At 73.4% G+C, this 16,203-nt stretch carries 17 protein-coding genes; 6 read left to right on the top strand and 11 right to left on the bottom strand.

Features of this window, described 5'->3' with window-relative positions; all coding sequences use genetic code 11:
• Positions 1-16: 16 nt before the first annotated feature.
• Positions 17-1,306: a CBS domain-containing protein gene (locus tag AB0J24_RS14135; protein ID WP_358680517.1), complete on the top strand. Its 1,290-nt coding sequence runs from the start codon at positions 17-19 to the stop codon at positions 1,304-1,306.
• Positions 1,299-1,838, top strand: a complete 540-nt coding sequence (locus AB0J24_RS14130; RefSeq protein ID WP_358680514.1) for a DUF1003 domain-containing protein — start codon at positions 1,299-1,301, stop codon at positions 1,836-1,838. Before AB0J24_RS14135 ends, AB0J24_RS14130 begins: the two co-directional genes overlap by 8 nt.
• 10 nt (positions 1,839-1,848) lie before the next feature.
• Here AB0J24_RS14130 and AB0J24_RS14125 read toward each other — a convergent pair whose 3' ends face one another.
• Entirely contained in the window at positions 1,849-2,343 is a 495-nt protein-coding gene (locus tag AB0J24_RS14125) for a MarR family transcriptional regulator (RefSeq protein ID WP_358680511.1), read from the bottom strand.
• Positions 2,344-2,429: 86 nt separating this feature from the next.
• Here AB0J24_RS14125 and AB0J24_RS14120 point away from each other — a divergent pair, with 86 nt between their 5' ends.
• Complete coding sequence (locus AB0J24_RS14120; protein WP_358680578.1) at positions 2,430-3,578, top strand: P-loop NTPase; 1,149 nt, start codon at positions 2,430-2,432, stop codon at positions 3,576-3,578.
• A gap of 73 nt (positions 3,579-3,651) precedes the next feature.
• On the opposite strand, the gene AB0J24_RS14115 is transcribed toward AB0J24_RS14120, so the two are convergent.
• The 5 genes from AB0J24_RS14115 to AB0J24_RS14095 all read right to left on the bottom strand — a co-directional run bounded on the left by AB0J24_RS14115 (position 3,652) and on the right by AB0J24_RS14095 (position 8,009).
• Entirely contained in the window at positions 3,652-4,908 is a 1,257-nt protein-coding gene (locus AB0J24_RS14115; RefSeq protein ID WP_358680509.1) for an aminotransferase class III-fold pyridoxal phosphate-dependent enzyme, read from the bottom strand.
• 149 nt (positions 4,909-5,057) lie between these two features.
• Positions 5,058-5,987 carry an AEC family transporter gene (locus AB0J24_RS14110; RefSeq protein ID WP_358680507.1) on the bottom strand — a complete coding sequence of 310 codons (930 nt, stop codon included), beginning with the start codon at positions 5,985-5,987 and terminating at the stop codon, positions 5,058-5,060.
• Between the two features lie 73 nt (positions 5,988-6,060).
• A complete protein-coding gene (locus tag AB0J24_RS14105) occupies positions 6,061-6,738 on the bottom strand; it encodes a GntR family transcriptional regulator (protein ID WP_358680504.1) in 678 nt (225 codons plus the stop codon).
• 4 nt (positions 6,739-6,742) lie between these two features.
• On the bottom strand, positions 6,743-7,471 hold the full coding sequence (locus AB0J24_RS14100; protein WP_358680502.1) for a maleate cis-trans isomerase: 729 nt from the start codon (positions 7,469-7,471) through the stop codon (positions 6,743-6,745).
• Positions 7,472-7,511: 40 nt separating this feature from the next.
• Positions 7,512-8,009 (bottom strand): DUF3830 family protein, encoded by a 498-nt coding sequence (locus AB0J24_RS14095; protein WP_358680499.1) that lies wholly within the window; start codon positions 8,007-8,009, stop codon positions 7,512-7,514.
• Between the two features lie 124 nt (positions 8,010-8,133).
• Between AB0J24_RS14095 and AB0J24_RS14090 the strand changes: the two genes are divergently transcribed.
• Together AB0J24_RS14090 and AB0J24_RS14085 are read left to right on the top strand one after the other, a co-directional pair.
• Positions 8,134-9,120 carry a D-2-hydroxyacid dehydrogenase gene (locus tag AB0J24_RS14090; protein ID WP_358680497.1) on the top strand — a complete coding sequence of 329 codons (987 nt, stop codon included), beginning with the start codon at positions 8,134-8,136 and terminating at the stop codon, positions 9,118-9,120.
• Between the two features lie 5 nt (positions 9,121-9,125).
• Positions 9,126-10,526, top strand: a complete 1,401-nt coding sequence (locus AB0J24_RS14085) for an amidase (protein ID WP_358680494.1) — start codon at positions 9,126-9,128, stop codon at positions 10,524-10,526.
• A gap of 43 nt (positions 10,527-10,569) precedes the next feature.
• Here AB0J24_RS14085 and tatB read toward each other — a convergent pair whose 3' ends face one another.
• From tatB to sigE, 4 genes are all read right to left on the bottom strand, one after another.
• Entirely contained in the window at positions 10,570-11,058 is a 489-nt protein-coding gene (gene tatB / locus AB0J24_RS14080) for a Sec-independent protein translocase protein TatB (protein WP_358680491.1), read from the bottom strand.
• A 62-nt stretch (positions 11,059-11,120) separates the two neighbouring features.
• Complete coding sequence (locus AB0J24_RS14075) at positions 11,121-12,680, bottom strand: trypsin-like peptidase domain-containing protein (RefSeq protein ID WP_358680488.1); 1,560 nt, start codon at positions 12,678-12,680, stop codon at positions 11,121-11,123.
• Positions 12,681-12,754: 74 nt separating this feature from the next.
• Positions 12,755-13,399: a zf-HC2 domain-containing protein gene (locus AB0J24_RS14070; RefSeq protein ID WP_358680485.1), complete on the bottom strand. Its 645-nt coding sequence runs from the start codon at positions 13,397-13,399 to the stop codon at positions 12,755-12,757.
• The gene (sigE, locus tag AB0J24_RS14065) at positions 13,396-14,049 is read right to left on the bottom strand and encodes an RNA polymerase sigma factor SigE (RefSeq protein ID WP_358680482.1); all 654 of its coding nucleotides are present in this window, start codon (positions 14,047-14,049) and stop codon (positions 13,396-13,398) included. The genes AB0J24_RS14070 and sigE overlap by 4 nt, the downstream gene beginning before the upstream one ends.
• A gap of 189 nt (positions 14,050-14,238) precedes the next feature.
• Between sigE and AB0J24_RS14060 the strand changes: the two genes are divergently transcribed.
• Positions 14,239-14,871 (top strand): O-methyltransferase, encoded by a 633-nt coding sequence (locus AB0J24_RS14060; protein WP_358680479.1) that lies wholly within the window; start codon positions 14,239-14,241, stop codon positions 14,869-14,871.
• A gap of 21 nt (positions 14,872-14,892) precedes the next feature.
• Here the strand turns inward: AB0J24_RS14060 and glgC are convergent, their stop codons facing one another.
• Positions 14,893-16,128 (bottom strand): glucose-1-phosphate adenylyltransferase, encoded by a 1,236-nt coding sequence (gene glgC, locus AB0J24_RS14055; protein WP_358680476.1) that lies wholly within the window; start codon positions 16,126-16,128, stop codon positions 14,893-14,895.
• Positions 16,129-16,203: the final 75 nt, after the last annotated feature.

Raw genomic sequence — 16,203 nt, 5'->3', positions numbered from 1 at the left:
CTCTAGGCTCGACGTCATGGCCTCGGCACGGGTGTTCGTCGCGCGGCTGGCCGGGCTGGCCGTGTTCGGCCCGGACGGTGAGCGGATCGGGAAGGTCCGCGACGTCGTGGTGTCGTTGCGGGTGGACAGCCATCCACCGCGGGTGCTCGGCCTGGTCGTGGACCTGTCCGCGCGCCGCAGCATCTTCGTGCCGATGCTGCGGGTCTCCGACGTCGCCCCGACGGCGGTCACGCTGGCGAGCGGCTCGGTCAACCTGCGGTCGTTCGACCAGCGCCCGAACGAGACGCTGGTGCTGGGCGAGCTGCTGAACTCGCCGGTCACGGTGCGCGACACCGGGGAGAGCGGCGTCGTGGTGGACGCCGCGATCGAACCGACCCGCACCCGGGACTGGGCGATCACCAGGGTCGCGGTGCGGTTCCGGCGGACCCGGCTGGCCCGCCGCGCCCGGGTCGACGTCCACGGCTGGGAGAACGTGTCCGGGCTCGACGTCGCGGCGGCCCAGGGGGCGGACCGGTTGATCGCGGTGTTCGACTCGATGCGCCCGGCGGACGTGGCGGCCGCCCTGTCCCGGCTGCCCGACGAGCGTCAGCACCAGGTCGTCGACGCCCTCGACGACGAGCGGCTCGCCGACGTGTTCGAGGAGCTGTCCGAGTCCGACCAGCGCGAGCTGCTGGCCTACCTGGGCGACGACCGGGCCGCCGACGTGCTGGAGGCGATGAGCCCCGACGACGCCGCCGACCTGCTCGGAGAGCTGTCCGACGACGAGGCGGGCAGGTTGCTGGGGCTGATGGAGCCCGGCGAGTCCGAGCCGGTGCGCCGGCTGATGCGCTACGAGTGGGACACCGCGGGCGGCCTGATGACACCGGAGCCGATCACGCTCGGCCCGGACGCGACGGTGGCCGAGGCGCTGGCCCGGGTCCGCAACCCGGAGGTGCCACCGGCACTGGCGTCGATGGTGTTCGTCGTGCGCCCGCCCACCGCCACCCCGACCGGGCGGTACCTGGGTTGCGTGCACACCCAGCAGCTGCTGCGCGCCGCTCCGTTCGAGCTGGTCGCCGGCATGGTGGACACCGAGCTCTCCCAGATCGGCCCGGAGACCGGGCTGGGCGGGGTGACCCGCTGGTTCGCCACCTACAACCTGGTCGCCGGGCCGGTCGTCGACGCGCAGAACCACCTGCTCGGCGCGGTCACCGTGGACGACGTGCTGGACCACCTGCTCCCGCAGGGCTGGCGGGACCGCGACCTCGGGCCGGCCGAGGTCGGCCGCGGATCGGCGAACGGACGACCGGAGGTGCGGCATGCCTGAGATCACCACCGGGCGGCGGCTGGACCAGCCCCGGGTCGGCCGCAGGCGGTTCGAGGTCGATCCCGACGGCTTCGCCCGGCTCTCCGAGCGGGTCGCCCGGTTCCTCGGGACCGGCCGGTTCCTGGCCATCCAGACCGTGGTCGTCGTCGTGTGGATCGCGCTGAACCTGATCGCCTGGCAGATCCGCTGGGACCCGTACCCGTTCATCCTGCTCAACCTGGCGTTCTCCACCCAGGCCGCGTACGCGGCACCGCTGATCCTGCTGGCCCAGAACCGGCAGGACGACCGGGACCGGATCGCGCTGGACGAGGACCGCCGCCGGGCCGAGCGGACCAAGGCCGACACCGAGTTCCTGGCCAGGGAACTGGCGGCGTTGCGGCTCGCGGTCGGCGAGACGGCCAGCCGCGACTACCTGCGCGGGGAGCTGGAGAAGCTGTCCGGGCAGATCGAGGACGCCGTGCATCAGGCCGCTGCGGGCACCGGCCCTGCCCTCCGGCAGGAGGACCGCAGGCGGGGCCGCAGACGGGACTGAGCGCGACCGGTCAGCTCCGCTCCGGGATCAGCTTGCGAGCGACCCGCTGCAGATCAGCGAGATCCCGGGCGTCCAACCGGCCGGCGAAGTGCTCGCGGACCCCGCGCATGTGGGTGATCGCGGCGATCCGGAGCCGCTCGTAGCCGGCGTCGGTCATCCGGGCGGTGATCCCCCGCCCGTCACCGGACGCCCTGGCCCGCTCGACCAGGCCGGCCTTCTCCAAGCGGTCCACCAGCCGGGTCACCCCGGACCGGGACAGCAGCACCGCGTCGGCCAGTTCGGTCATCCGCAGCCGGTGGTCCGGCGCCTCGGACAGCTGGACCAGCACGTCGTAGGCGGCCAGTGACAACCGCTGTTCGGACTCGAGCTCGGTCTCCAGCCGCTTGGTGATCCCGGAGTGGGCCCGCAGGAAGCTGCGCCACGACTCCAGCTCGGCACGCGTCGGGACAACCCGCCGCCGCCCCGGGTTCCCGCGCCCCGCGGCGCCGCCGACCGTCTCGTCCATCACCGAGATGCTAGGAGACGAGCGAGACGCTCCGGACACCCACGTAGCATGGGTGTGTCGCGAGAGGAAAGAGGTCGTTGAAGCTCATGTCCGTCACCGGCAGCACCAGCACCGTCTCCGAGGCCGTGCGCGCCGCCCTGGGGACCGTCGAGGACCCGGAGATCCACAAGCCGATCACCGAGTTGGGGATGGTCAAGAGCGTCGACGTCGCCGCCGACGGCACGGCCCGGGTCGGGGTCTACCTGACCGTCGCCGGCTGCCCGATGCGGGAGACGATCACCTCGCGGGTCACCGAGGCCGTCACGAAGGTCCCCGGCGTCGAGCGGGTCGAGGTCGAGCTCGACGTGATGAGCGACGAGCAGCGCAGCGAGCTGCGCCGCTCGCTGCGCGGCGACTCCGACGAGCCGGTCATCCCGTTCGCCCAGCCCGGGTCGCTGACCCGGGTCTACTGCGTGGCGTCCGGCAAGGGCGGCGTCGGCAAGTCCTCGGTCACGGTCAACCTGGCGGCGGCGATGGCCCGCCGCGGCCTGAAGGTCGGCGTGGTGGACGCCGACATCTACGGCCACTCGGTACCGCGCATGATCGGGGCCGACGACCGGCCGACCAAGGTCGACAACATGATCATGCCGCCGCAGTCGCACGGTGTGAAGGTCATCTCGATCGGCATGTTCACCGACGGGAACACCCCGGTCGTGTGGCGCGGCCCGATGCTGCACCGGGCGCTGCAGCAGTTCCTGGCCGACGTGTTCTGGGGCGACCTGGACGTGCTGCTCCTGGACCTCCCGCCGGGCACCGGTGACGTCGCGATCTCGACCGCGCAGCTGGTCCCGAACGCGGAGCTGCTGGTCGTCACCACGCCGCAGCAGGCGGCCGCCGAGGTGGCCGAGCGGGCGGGGGCGATCTCCACGCAGACCCGGCAGCGGCTCGCCGGGGTCGTGGAGAACATGTCCTGGATGGAGATGCCCGACGGTTCGCGCGCCGAGATCTTCGGCTCCGGCGGCGGGCAGACCGTCGCCGACTCGCTGAGCCGCATCGTCGGCGCCACGGTTCCGCTGCTCGGCCAGATCCCGCTGGAGGTCGCGCTGCGCGAGGGCGGCGACGCCGGTACCCCGATCGTCCTGGGCAAGCCGGAGTCGGCGGCCGCGCAGGCCCTCGACGGGGTCGCGAAGCAGCTGGTGGTGAAGTCGCGCGGCCTGGCCGGGATGAGCCTGAACATCACCCCGGCCGGTCGCTGACCGGTTCGCCCACTCGCGGGACGAGCGGCTCCGCCCACCGGATCCGGTGGGCGGGCCGTTCGCGTGTCCGTGCTCAGGAGAGCGCGTCGGTCAGCGCCTTGGTCCACAGGGCCAGGCCCTCGTCGATCTGGTCGGCGGTGACGACCAGCGGCGGGATCATGCGCACGACGTTGCCGTGCAGCCCGCAGGTCAGCAGCAGCAACCCGTGTCCGGCCGCTGCGGCGTGCACCGTCGCGGCGGTCGCACCGTCCGGCCTGCCCTGTGCGTCCACGAACTCGATGCCGACCATGAGGCCACGGCCGCGGACGTCGCCGATCGCGGCGATGCCCTGTGCCGCGTCCCGGACGCCGGCGAGGAGCCGCTCACCCTGCTCCCGGGCGTTCTCCACCAGGTTCTCGCCGAGCACCACGTCGAGGGTGGCCAGCGCGGCGGCACAGGCGACGGCGTTGCCACCGTAGGTCCCGCCCTGCGAACCCGGCCACGCCTTCTCCATGATCGCCTTCGGTGCGGCGATGGCCGACAGCGGGAACCCCGACGCCAGTCCCTTGGCGGTGACGATGATGTCCGGGACGACGCCGTCGGCGTGCTGGTGGCCCCAGAACCTGCCGGTGCGGCCGAACCCGGTCTGCACCTCGTCGGCGATCAGCAGGACGCCGTGCCGGTCGGCCCGCTCGCGCAGGCCCTGCAGGAACGCGGCCGGGGTCGGCACGTAACCGCCCTCGCCGAGCACCGGCTCGACGATGAACGCCGCGACGTCGGAGGCCGGGGCGGTGCTCGCCAGCTGCCGGTCGAGCTCGCCGAGCGCGAACGCGACCGCCTGCTCCTCGGTCCAGCCGTGCCGGTAGGCGTAGGGGAACGGCGCGAACGCGACGCCGCCCATCAGCGGGCCGATCCCGGCCCGGATCTTGGCGCCGGACGTGGTGAGCGCCGCCGCACCCATCGTCCGGCCGTGGAACCCGCCGTCGAAGGCGACGACGATCTGCCGGCCGGTGGCCTGGCGGGCCAGCCGCACCGACGCCTCGACGGCCTCCGATCCGGAGTTGGAGAAGAAGACCGAGTCGATCCCCTCCGGCAGCACGTCGCCGAGCCGCTCGGCCAGCTTCAGCAGCGGCTGGTGCATGACGGTCGTGTACTGGCCGTGGATCAGCGTCGCGACCTGGTCCTGCGCGGCCTTCACCACCGCCGGGTGGCAGTGTCCGGTCGAGGTGACGCCGATGCCTGCGGTGAAGTCCAGGTGGCGTCGCCCGTCGGTGTCGAACAGATAGACGCCCTCACCCCGGGCGGCCTGGACCGGGGTGGCCTGCTTCAGCAGCGGGGACAGCTGTGCCATGGGTTCGCAACTCCTGATGCGTCGAGAGTCGAGCGTCCGGCTCCGGGGTCGACCGGAGGCACCGATCGACGGTTGTCGAGTTGTCGACAATCTCAGGGAATCATGCGCGGGCGGCTCGGGCAAGGGGCGACCACCGTCGGCGGGCGTGCTCAGGACAGGAGCGCGGCCACGACCAGCAGCACCGGTACCGCCGCGACGGTCGTCGCCAGGGCGGTGTCCCGGGCCAGGGTGACGCCGCGCTCGTAGCGCACCGCGTAGCCGAAGACGTTCTGAGCGGTCGGCAGCGCGGCGAGCACGACGGCGGCCAGCAGGGCCGGGCCGCTCAGTCCGAGCACGCCCGCCGCGAACGCCCACGCCATCACCGGATGCACCACGTTCTTGATCAGCACAGCGGTCCACACCGAGGGTGCGGTCTCCCCCGTGCCGGGGCGGCGGGCGCCGCGCAGGGACAGGCCGAAGGCCAGCAGCATCGCCGGGACCGCGAGCGCCGCGAGCAGCTCCACCGGCGCCGTCACCGGCTCCGGGAGCCGTACTCCGGTGGCGGAGACCGTCAGACCCGCGGCGGTGGCGATCGCGATCGGGTTGCGCAGGGGAGCGCCGACGACCCGGAGCAGGCCGGGCCGCTCCCCCCTGCCGTCACCCGGCACGACGTCGAGCAGTGTCGTGAACAGCGGGGTCAGCACCGCCAACTGGAACAGCAGCACCGGGGCGACGGCTGCGGCGTCGCCGAGCACGTAGGTCGCGATCGGGATACCGAGGTTGCCCGCGTTGACGTAACCCGACGCCATCGCCCCCACGACGATCTCGCCCGCCGGACGACGCCGCAGCAGTGCCACCGGCACGAAGAGCAGGCAGGCCAGCGAACTGGTCACCGCCGTCACCGCGAGGCCGTGGGAGAGGACCGCGCCGATGTCGGCCCGGGCCAGCGTGATGAACAGCAGCGCAGGCGCCCCGACGAAGAACGCCGTGCGGGCCAGCACCCGGGCGCCCTGCTCGCCGAGCAGCTCGTAGCGCCCGAGGACGTACCCGACACCGACGACCACGCCGATGACCAGGAACCCCTCGAGCACACCTGTCACGTGCCGTTACTTTACTTGCGGCAACGATCCCGTGGCATGCACAGCGCGCGGGCTCACATGCGCACCACGGCGATCACGCCGCGCCGGGCATCGCTGCGAGGATCCGCGCGACCGCCTCGTCCATGTGTGCGGCCAGCCGGTCGAGCAACAGCTCGGTACGTCCGTCGCGCAGCGCGTCCCGGAGCAGCTCGTGCTCGGCGAGCAGTTCGGGCGCCGGTGGCGCGGTCTGCTGGAAGGCGGCGAGACACATCCGGGTCTCCACCAGGAGCCCGTCGGTCATCCGGCGCAGCCGCGGGCTGCCGGACGCCGCCACCAGCGCGGCGTGGAAGTCGTGATCGGCGTCGGCCAGCGCGACCGCGTCCCCCGCCGCGGCGGCGGCCCGCATCGCGCCCAGCGGGATCTCCAGTGCGACCGCCGCGGCGGCCCGGTCACCCGCCAGCACCTGCAGTGCTGCCGCGCGCTCCACGGCGGTGCGGGCCAGGTAGACGTCGCGGACGTCGTCCGGGCCGAGTTCGCGCACGAACAGCCCGCGATGCCGCTCGCTGCGCAGCAGACCCTCGGCGACCAGGCGCTGCATCGCCTCCCGGAGCGGGCCGCGACTCACCCCGAGCCGGCCGGCCAGGTCCACCTCGCCGAGCTGGGCCCCCGGCGCGAACGTGCCGCGCATGATCGCGGTGCGGATCCGGTCCGCGACGATCTCCGCGGTGGATCGCCTGCTCACCGGCTCCAGGTCCGAGACCTCTGTGCTCACCGCGTCACCCCTTCCGGAACAACGTCCCCAGGCCGGGGCGGACGATGTCGGCGTCGGCCAGCCGCAACCCCTGCCAGATGCTGACCTGGTTGGCCGTCAGCACCGGCTTCCCGACCCGGGCGTCGAGCGCGTCCAGCAGCTCGACGGTGTGCAGTGCGGTGTCGGGCAGCAGCACCGCGTCGGCCGCCGGGGCGTCGGCGGAGACCGCCTCGGCGAAGTCCAGCACGGTCTGCGCGGGCAGGGTCCCGACCTCGGCGGCGGTGATGATGTCGCGCGCCGAGACCGTCAGCACCGTGATGCCGTGGTGGCCCAGGAAGGCGACGAACGCGTCCGCCACGTCCTGCGGGTAGGTCGCACCGAGCGCCACGGTCGAGACGTCGAGCCGCCGGCAGGCGTCCACGAACGCGAACGACGTGCTCGACGCCGGCACCCCGGCGACCTCCTGCAGCGCCGCGACCTGGCGCGCGGCGCCCTCGGGACCGAAGATGAAACTGCCCGACGTGCACGCCCAGACGATCGCGTCCAGCGGACCCGCCTCGGCCGCGACCCGGCGGGCGCCGTCGGCCAGGACGTCGTCACCGCCGATGTCCAGCAGGGCGTCCGCCCGGTGGGCGTCGACCTTCATCTCGGTGTGCACCAGCGGGAGCAGGCTGCCGTCCTGCAGCCGCTTCTCGGCGCGCGGGTAGTCGTCCTCGGCGGAGTGACCGGGGTACAGGATGCCGACCGTGCTCATGTTGTCGACAATCCTACAGATCTCCCCGGGATCGCAAGGGTCACTCGACCCGCGAGTAGACGAGCCGCTCCCCCACGCTGCCGGAGCGCCACACGTCGTGGCAGGCCGTGGCCATCGCGTCGAGCCCGTCCACGATCGAGGCGAACACGTTGCCCGGAACCCAGCCGACGTCGCCGTTGAGCAGCAGGTTGTTCCGGCCGTAGAAGATCGCGAGATCGATGCCGCCCGCCTCGGCGTCGATGCCCTGGTCGGCCTTGAACGACGTGTCGAGCATGCCGCCGTGGAAGTCGAAGTAGCACACGTCACCGGGAATCGGGGTCACCGTCGGGTTCTCCTGGCCGATCCGCGGGCCGAACCGGGGGACGATCGTGTAGACCTCGTTGCGGGCGTACTTGGCGTGCTGCGCGTCCCCGCCCACCGGACCGTCGGCGAGCACCTCCCAGACGGCCGCCGACGTCCGCGGCGCCTCGGCCTCCAGCAACCGGGCGGTACAGGCGACGCCGCGCTGGGCGAGCTCGATCCTGATCAGTTTGCTCACGGTTCCCCCAGGAACGGTCGTGGGTGCGGGGAGACTTCCGCCGGATAGGCGGATTGTTGACAATCCTAGGTGCGCTTCCTAGCGTGTCAACGCCGCCCGACCTCACCACCGACAGGATCGTTCATTGCCGGTTTCCGCTGGTCAGGACCCCATCACCATTGCCGTGCTGCACGCCGGTGAGACCCCGCCCGGGCTCGAGACCCGGGCCGGTGACGCACGTCTCCGGTTCGCCGCGGACGCCCAGGAGCTCGCCGCCGCCCTCCCCGGCAGCGACGTGCTGCTGACCTGGGACTTCACCTCCGACGCCGTCAGGCAGGTGTGGCACGACGACCTCGCGCGGTCGCTGCGCTGGGTGCACACCGCCAGCGCCGGCGTCGACCGGGTCGCGTTCCCCGAGCTGCTCGCGACCCCGCTGACCCTCACCAACTCGCGCGGCGTCTTCGACCGGCCGATCGCCGAGTTCGTGCTCGGGGCCGTGCTCGCGTTCGCGAAGGACACCGCCCGCTCGCTCGCCCTGCAGCGGGAACGGACATGGCACCACCGGGAGACCGAGACGATCGCGGGCCGGGTCGCCACCGTCGTCGGCAGCGGCCCGATCGGGCGCGCGATCGCGCAGCTGCTGGGCGCCGCCGGGCTCGACGTGCGGCTCGTCGGCAGGCGGGCGGCCGAGGGCGTGCACGCCTTCGACGAGCTGCCGGGCCTGCTCCCCGGTTCGGACTACCTGGTGCTCGCGGCACCCCTCACCGACGCGACCCGGGGCATGCTGCACAGCGGCACGATCGCGCTCCTCCCCCAGCGGGCACGGGTGATCAACATCGGGCGGGGTCCGCTCGTCGTGCAGGACGACCTCGTCGAGGCGCTCGCGTCGGGGCGGATCGCCGGGGCGGCGCTGGACGTGTTCGAGGTCGAACCGCTGCCCGCGGACTCTCCGCTGTGGACGATGGAGAACGTGCTGATCTCCCCGCACATGTCCGGTGACGTGGTCGGGTGGAAGGACATGCTCGTCGAGCTGTTCGCGGACAACCTGGAGCGCTACCGGACGGGCCGGGAACTGCGCAACGTGGTGGACAAGGAACGTGGATACGTGAGCTCCTCCGGGGGAAGGGCGTGACGGCCGTGACTACTGCCGACCTCAGTGCGACCGAGCTGCTGGCCGGGTACCGCAGCGGCGAGATCTCCCCGGTACAGGCCACCCGGGACGCGCTCGACCGGATCGAGGCGCACGACGGCGCCGTGAATGCGTTCTGCCTCGTCGACGCCGACTCCGCGCTGGCCTCGGCGAAGGACTCCGAGGCCCGCTGGCAGGCCGGCGAGCCGATCGGTCCGCTCGACGGCGTCCCCACCTCGATCAAGGACATGCTGCTCACCGTCGGCTGGCCCACCCGGCGCGGCTCCACCACGACCCCGTCCGAGGGACCGTTCGAGGTGGACGGCCCGCCGGTGGCCAGGGTCCGCGAGGCCGGGGCGGTGCTGCTCGGCAAGAACACCACCCCCGAGCTGGCCTGGAAGGGCGTCACCGACTCGCCGCTGACCGGTGTCACCACGAACCCGTGGGACCCGTCGCTCACCGCGGGCGGCTCGTCCGGCGGCAGCGCCTCGGCCGTCGGGCTCAGGATGGGCCCGCTGTCGTTGGGCACCGACGCCGGTGGCTCCGTGCGCATCCCGGCCGCCTTCACCGGGACCGTCGCGCACAAGCCGACCTACGGCCGGATCGCGCACTACCCCGGTTCCGCGTTCGGCACGCTGGCCAACGTCGGCCCGATGACCCGCACCGTCGCCGACGCGGCGCTGCTGTTCGACGTCGTGGCCCGGCCCGACACCCGCGACCCGTGGGTGCTCGACGTCCCCCGTGAATCCGCCGTCGACCGACTCGCCGGAGGAGCACAGGGGCTGCGGATCGCGTACTCCGCGACCCTCGGGTTCGCCACCGTCGATCCCGAGGTCGCCGCGCTGGTCGCCGCGGCGGTCGAGGTCTTCAGCTCGCTCGGTGCGACCGTGCAGAGCGCCGATCCCGGTTTCGCCGACCCGATCGAGCCCTTCCACACCCTGTGGTTCGCCGCGGCGGCGAAGTCGCTCGAGCCGATCGACGCCCGGGCCCGCGCCCGCATGGACCCGGCGCTGGTCGAGATCGCCGAGCAGGGCGCATCGATCCCGGCGCTCGACTACCTCGGCGCGATGGCCGTCCGCAACGAGCTGGGCACGCTGATGGGCGCTTTCCACGACGAGTACGACCTGCTGCTCACACCGACGCTGCCGATCACCGCGTTCGAGGGCGGCCGGGAGGTGCCGCAGGGCTGGCCGAACCCGCGCTGGACGTCGTGGACGCCGTTCACCTACCCGTTCAACATGACCCAGCAGCCGGCGGCCAGCGTGCCGTGCGGGTTCACCTCGGCCGGGCTGCCGGTCGGGCTGCAGGTCGTCGGGCCGCGGCACGCCGACGCCACGGTGCTCGCCGCCGCGCACGCCTACCAGCAGGCGACCGAGCACCACCTGCGGCGACCGCCGCTGCTGGGCTGAGGCCCCTCGCCGGTGCGTGGGCCTCCGGGCCCGCGCACCGCTGCTAGGTGGCGTCCGGATCGACGGGGGGACGCTCGCCGGCGGCGAGCGGCTGCCGGGCGGGCGTGGCGGGAGCGGTGATCCCGTTCGCCACGGCCTCGTCGGGTGCGGCGGGCGAGGTCGTGGCGCCGGCCGCCGCGGTGCTGCTCGCCGCGGCCGCGGCGATCCCGCCGGCGGCGTTCGCGGTGCGGGAGCCCGGGCCGTGTCCGTTGCGCTTCACCGGTTCGTCGTCGGAGAACAGGCTGCGGGTGATCGCGGTACGCGGGTTGAACGACCGCAGGCTGCGCAGGTCGTTGAGCGGCTGCTGGATCTTGTCGAACTCCGGGCCGAGCTCACGCTTCAGATGGTCCTGGGCGCCGGTCGCGTACTCCTTGACCTTGCGCACGGCGCTGCCCAGCCAGCGGGCAGCCTCGGGGAGCCGCTCCGGGCCGAGGATGAACAGCCCCGCGACCACCAGGATGAGGATCTCCCACATGCCGATGTTCTCGAACACCTCACCAGGGTACGGACAACGGCCCGGAACCAGGATATGCAGGCCGGTGATCCGGCCGGGGCTCAGCGCTGCCCCAGCGTGACCGTCACCGTGAGCGGCCTGCCCTGACGCACCAGCTCGATCGGCACCTGGTCGCCCGGCACGTGCTCCCGCACCGCGACGACGAGCTCGTCGGCGCCGGCGATCGCACGACCCCCCACCCGCACGACGACGTCCCCCTCGAGCAGTCCCGCCGCCGCCGCCGGCCCGCCCGCGGCGACGTTCTGGACCTGGGCGCCGTCGGTGGCTCCGTCGGTCACCGAGCGCGCGTTCACCCCGAGATCGGCGTGCGCGACCCGGCCGGTGCGGATCAGCTCCTCGGCGATCGTCCGGGCGTCGTCGATCGGGACCGCGAACCCCAGCCCGATCGACCCGCCCTGTCCGCCCACCTCGGCCCCTGCGCTGCGGATCGCGGTGTTGATCCCGACCACGGCTCCGGTCGCGTCGACCAGCGGGCCGCCCGAGTTGCCCGGGTTGATCGCGGCGTCGGTCTGCACGGCGTCGATCACCGCGTCCCCCGCGCTGCCCTCCGGGTCCAGCCGCAGCGGCCGGTCCACGGCCGACACGATGCCGGTGGTCACCGTGCCCGCCAGCCCGAACGGCGAGCCGATCGCGATCACCGCGTCACCGACCGCGAGCTCGGACGAGCGGCCGATCGCAGCCACCGTGGGGTTCTCCACCGGAACCTTCAGCACCGCCAGGTCGGTCATCGGATCGGTACCCACGACGACCGCCGGGACCCGCGACCCGTCGGAGAAGACCGCCTCCACCGAGCCCTCACCGGGCCCGGTGGCCGGGGCGACGACATGGTCGTTGGTGAGCACGTAGCCCTCCGGGTCGATCACCACGCCGGAGCCGTTGCCCGCCTGGTTCCCGACCGTCACCTCCAGCGAGACCACCGACGGCAGGACCCGGGCCGCCACGTCCGGGACCGAGCCGGGTGGGCGTTCCTTCGCCTCCTCGGCCGTGGCGAGCACCGCGCCGGGGCTGGTCAGAGCACTCGCGCCGGAGGCCGCCCAGTGCCCGGTGAGGCCGCCGATCGCGCCGATGCCCAGTGCCAGCACCCCCAACAGCGCCAGCGCCCGCGGCTGGACCCGATCACCGAACAACACCTCGCGCACGCTCAGCCGGGGCCCGGCCGGGAGGTCCGGGGCGGGCGCGGGACCGGCGTCGCCGTGCGGGGACGCGGCGACCACCGGCGTGCCCGGGTTCCGCCACGGGTCCTCGGCGGATCCGCCCGGCCAGAAGGCGTCGCCGCCGTGCTCGCCCCGGCCGTTGCTGTGCCCACCGGCATCCTGCGCCGGTGGACGCTGCAGACCGCCGTCACCGCCGGCGGGGCGGCCGAACGCGCGGGCGACCGCGGCGGTGGGCGGGGGCGCCACCGGGACCGAACCGTTCGAGGTGGTGCGTGGGCGCGGCCCGAACGACGAGACGACGCCGGCCGGCCGGCCGAACGCCGCACGGTCCACCGGGTCCGGGGCCGGACGCTCCAACGGCCTCGGCGCCAGCCGGGGCGGGGCCGTGCCGTCACCGATCGGTGTCCCGGGGCCACCGGACGGACCGGGGTCCGGGGTATCGCTCATCGGCGGTCCATCACGGTCGGCACCGGCCCAGCCTGCCGGTCAGCCGGTGAAGTTACTGTTTCGGGTCCCTGCGCTCAGCCGGACGGGGGCAGACCCACGTTCCGCAGCGGCGCCGCGGGCTCCGGGGCCTGCGCGCCACCGGTCGCCTCCGACACCGGAGCCACCGAGGTCGAGCGCTGGCGCGGGGCCTGCGCGGGGGTCGTCGCGAACCGGGCCACCGCTGCCGCGGCCGGGCCCTGACCGCCCGGGGCCGGCGCGGGCGCCGACGTCCACGCCGCGGGGACACCGAAGGCCAGCGCACCGAGCGCGATCCCCGACACGGCGGCACCGGTACCGAGCTTCACCCGCCGGGACCGCCTCGACCTGCGCTGCTGCCCGTCCGGCGACGCCGGGCGCAGCACCGAGACGAGCTCCCCCTCGGGGGTGAGCGACAACCCGGCGGGCGGCGGGGGCAGCTCGGTCTCCTGCGGGATCGAACGGAGCGTGCTCATCAGCGACGGGGGCAGGGTCGGTGCGTCCGCCCCGCGCAGTACGGACCGGGCCCGTCGTTGCCCGGCGACCTCGGCCGCGCAGTCCGCGCACCGCTCGAGGTGACGGGTGGCCCGCTCGTGCGGGCCGGAGGCCAGCTCGTCGTCGACGTAGGCGACGACCGCCTCCAGCGTCAGATGGGCCTCCCCCCAATCCGGGGGGACGACCTGGAAACGCGGTCGATCGGTCACGGCACCAACTCTGCCACCGGGCCACGGTCAGGTGCCACCGTCGGCCCCGACTCGGCACCCGCTGCGTCGGCCGCCCGGTGGCGCTCCAGCGACGCCCGCAGCGCTGTCCGCCCACGATGGATCCGGCTGCGCACGGTGCCCAGCTTCACCCCGAGGGTCGCGCCGATCTCCTCGTAGGACAGGCCTTCGACGTCACACAGGACGACCGCGACCCGGAAGTCCGGGGGCAGCTCGTCGAGGGCGGCCTGCAGGTGCGGGTCCAGGTGGTTGATGGCGAACACGGTCTCCGGCTCCGGCCCGCCTCCGGGAAGCCGCTCGGTGTCGTCGGGCAGTCCCTCCATCCGCAGCCGGGCCCGCCTGCGGACCATGTCGAGGAACAGGTTCGTCGTGATGCGGTGCAGCCACCCCTCGAAGGTCCCCGGCTTGTAGGAGGCCAGCGAGCGGAACACCCGGATGAAGGTCTCCTGGGTGAGGTCCTCGGCGTCGTGCTGGTTGCCGGACAGGCGGTACGCGAGACGGTAGACGCGGTCGGCGTGCTCCCGGACGACCTCGTCCCAGCTGGGCGGGGTCCAGTCGGCACCCTCGCCGGGGCGGGTGCCGTCGGCGGCGTCCCTGACCGGGGCGTCGTCATGGTCGCGAGGAGCGGGCATCGGGGTGGGGCACCTCCGGTGTGGCGCGGTCGGCCGGCGATCCGTCCGGGTCCGTGCGACGGGTGCGTGCGACCAGCGCGGTGTCGTTCGTTGCGATACAGAGTGCCCTCGCCCGATGAGGAGGATGTGAAACCCGTCTGAGAGAAGTCTGTGAAATATCGCCGGGGAACTCACCGATAATCTTGCGCCATGAGCACACCCGCGGGCGCGACCGCGTACGCCGAGGGCTACCTCGCCGAGGACGAGGCGCTCGGCTCGGCGCGTTCGCTCGGCACCGCCGCCCGGGCTCACCCGATCAGCCCGGCCGGAGGTGCGGCGCTGTCCGTGCTGGCCGCGACGATCTCCGCGCGGGCCGTCGTCGAGATCGGCACCGGCGCCGGGGTCAGCGGCCTGTACCTGCTGCGTGGCATGGCCGGTGACGGCGTGCTGACCACCATCGACGTCGACCCGGAGCTGCAGCGCTCGGCGCGTCGCGCGTTCCTGGGCGCCGGTTACGGGCCGGGCCGGCTGCGGTTGATCAACGGGATGGCCCTGGACGTGCTCCCGCGGCTCACCGACGGCGGGTACGACCTGGTCGTCGCCGACGCCGTGCCCGCCGAGTACCCGGGTTACCTGGCCGAGGCGATCCGGTTGCTGCGGCCGGGCGGCGTGCTCGTCCTGGAGGGCGTGCTCGACGGCGGCCGGGTCGCCGGCGACGGCAGCGCGGACGGACCCGGCACGGCCGCACTGCGTGAGACGGCCGGGCTGGTCCGCGACGACGAGCGATTGCTCTCGGCGCTGCTGCCGGTCGCCGACGGGATGCTGTGCGCGGTGCGGCGCTGAGCCGACCCGGGCCGGCGGGACCTACTGGGCGGTGACGCCCTTGCCGAGCACGACCACCCCACCGTTGGAGACCGTGTAGCGGCTGCGGTCGAGGTTCAGGTCGACGCCGATCAGCGCACCGTCGGGCACGACCACGTTCTTGTCCAGGATCGCCCGGCGCACCACCGCTCCGCGACCGATCCGGGCTCCCGGCAGCACCACCGAGTCCGAGACCTCGGCACCACCCTGGACGCTGACGTTCGGGCTGATCACCGATCGGCGGACGATCGCACCGGAGATGATCGTCCCGGCACCGACCACCGAGTCCTGGGCGATCCCGCCCTCGACGAACTTCGCGGGCGGCAACGCCGGCGTCGCGGTCCGGATCGGCCAGCGCGCGTTGTACAGGTTGAAGATCGGGTGCACCGAGACGAGGTCGGTGTGCGCGTCGTAGTAGGCGTCGATGGTGCCGACGTCGCGCCAGTAGCCGGCGTCCCGCTCGGTCGCACCCGGGACGATGTTGTCGGCGAAGTCGTAGACGTTCGCCTCGCCGCGCTCGACCAGCGCCGGGATGATGTCGCCGCCCATGTCGTGGTCGGAGTCCGCGTTCGAGGCGTCGGCCCGCAGCGCGTCCAGCAGGGCCTGGGTGGTGAAGACGTAGTTGCCCATCGAGGCGAACGTCACGTCCGGGTCGTCGGGCACGTGCGGCGGGTCGGAGGGCTTCTCGACGAACTCGGTGATCCGGCCGGTCTCGTCGGAGGCGATGCACCCGAACGCCTTCGCCTCGGCCCGCGGCACCCGGATCCCGGCGACCGTGACCCCGGCGCCGGACTCGGCGTGCTCGGCGATCATCTGGGCCGGGTCCATCCGGTAGACGTGGTCCGCGCCGAACACCGCGATGTACTCGGGCTCGTCGTCGTAGACGAGATTGAGGCTCTGGAAGATGGCGTCGGCGCTGCCGGTGTACCAGCGGCGGCCGAGCCGCTGCTGGGCCGGGACGGTGGTGATGTACTGGTCGAGGACGCTGGACAGCCGCCAGGTCGTCGAGATGTGCCGGTCCAGCGAGTGCGACTTGTACTGGGTCAGCACGCACAGCCGGTCCATGCCGCCGTTGACCAGGTTCGACAGCACGAAGTCGATCAGCCGGTAGTTGCCGCCGAACGGGACGGCCGGCTTCGCGCGGTCCGCCGTGAGCGGCCACAGACGCTTGCCCTCGCCACCCGCCAGCACGATTCCCAAGACCCTGCCGGGCAGCCGTCCGGACGACGTCGGTCGCATGGGGTGAACCCTAGTGCCCGCACCGTGAAGGGGCCATACGTCCGCGGCACGCCGGACCACGTCCCGCGAGGTCGC

Source organism: Pseudonocardia sp. NPDC049635 (assembly GCF_040659795.1).
In the GTDB taxonomy this organism is placed as follows: Bacteria; Actinomycetota; Actinomycetes; order Mycobacteriales; family Pseudonocardiaceae; genus Pseudonocardia.
The sequence above is the reverse complement of the archived record's forward strand: the minus strand, read 5'-3'. Positions and strand labels throughout refer to the sequence as shown.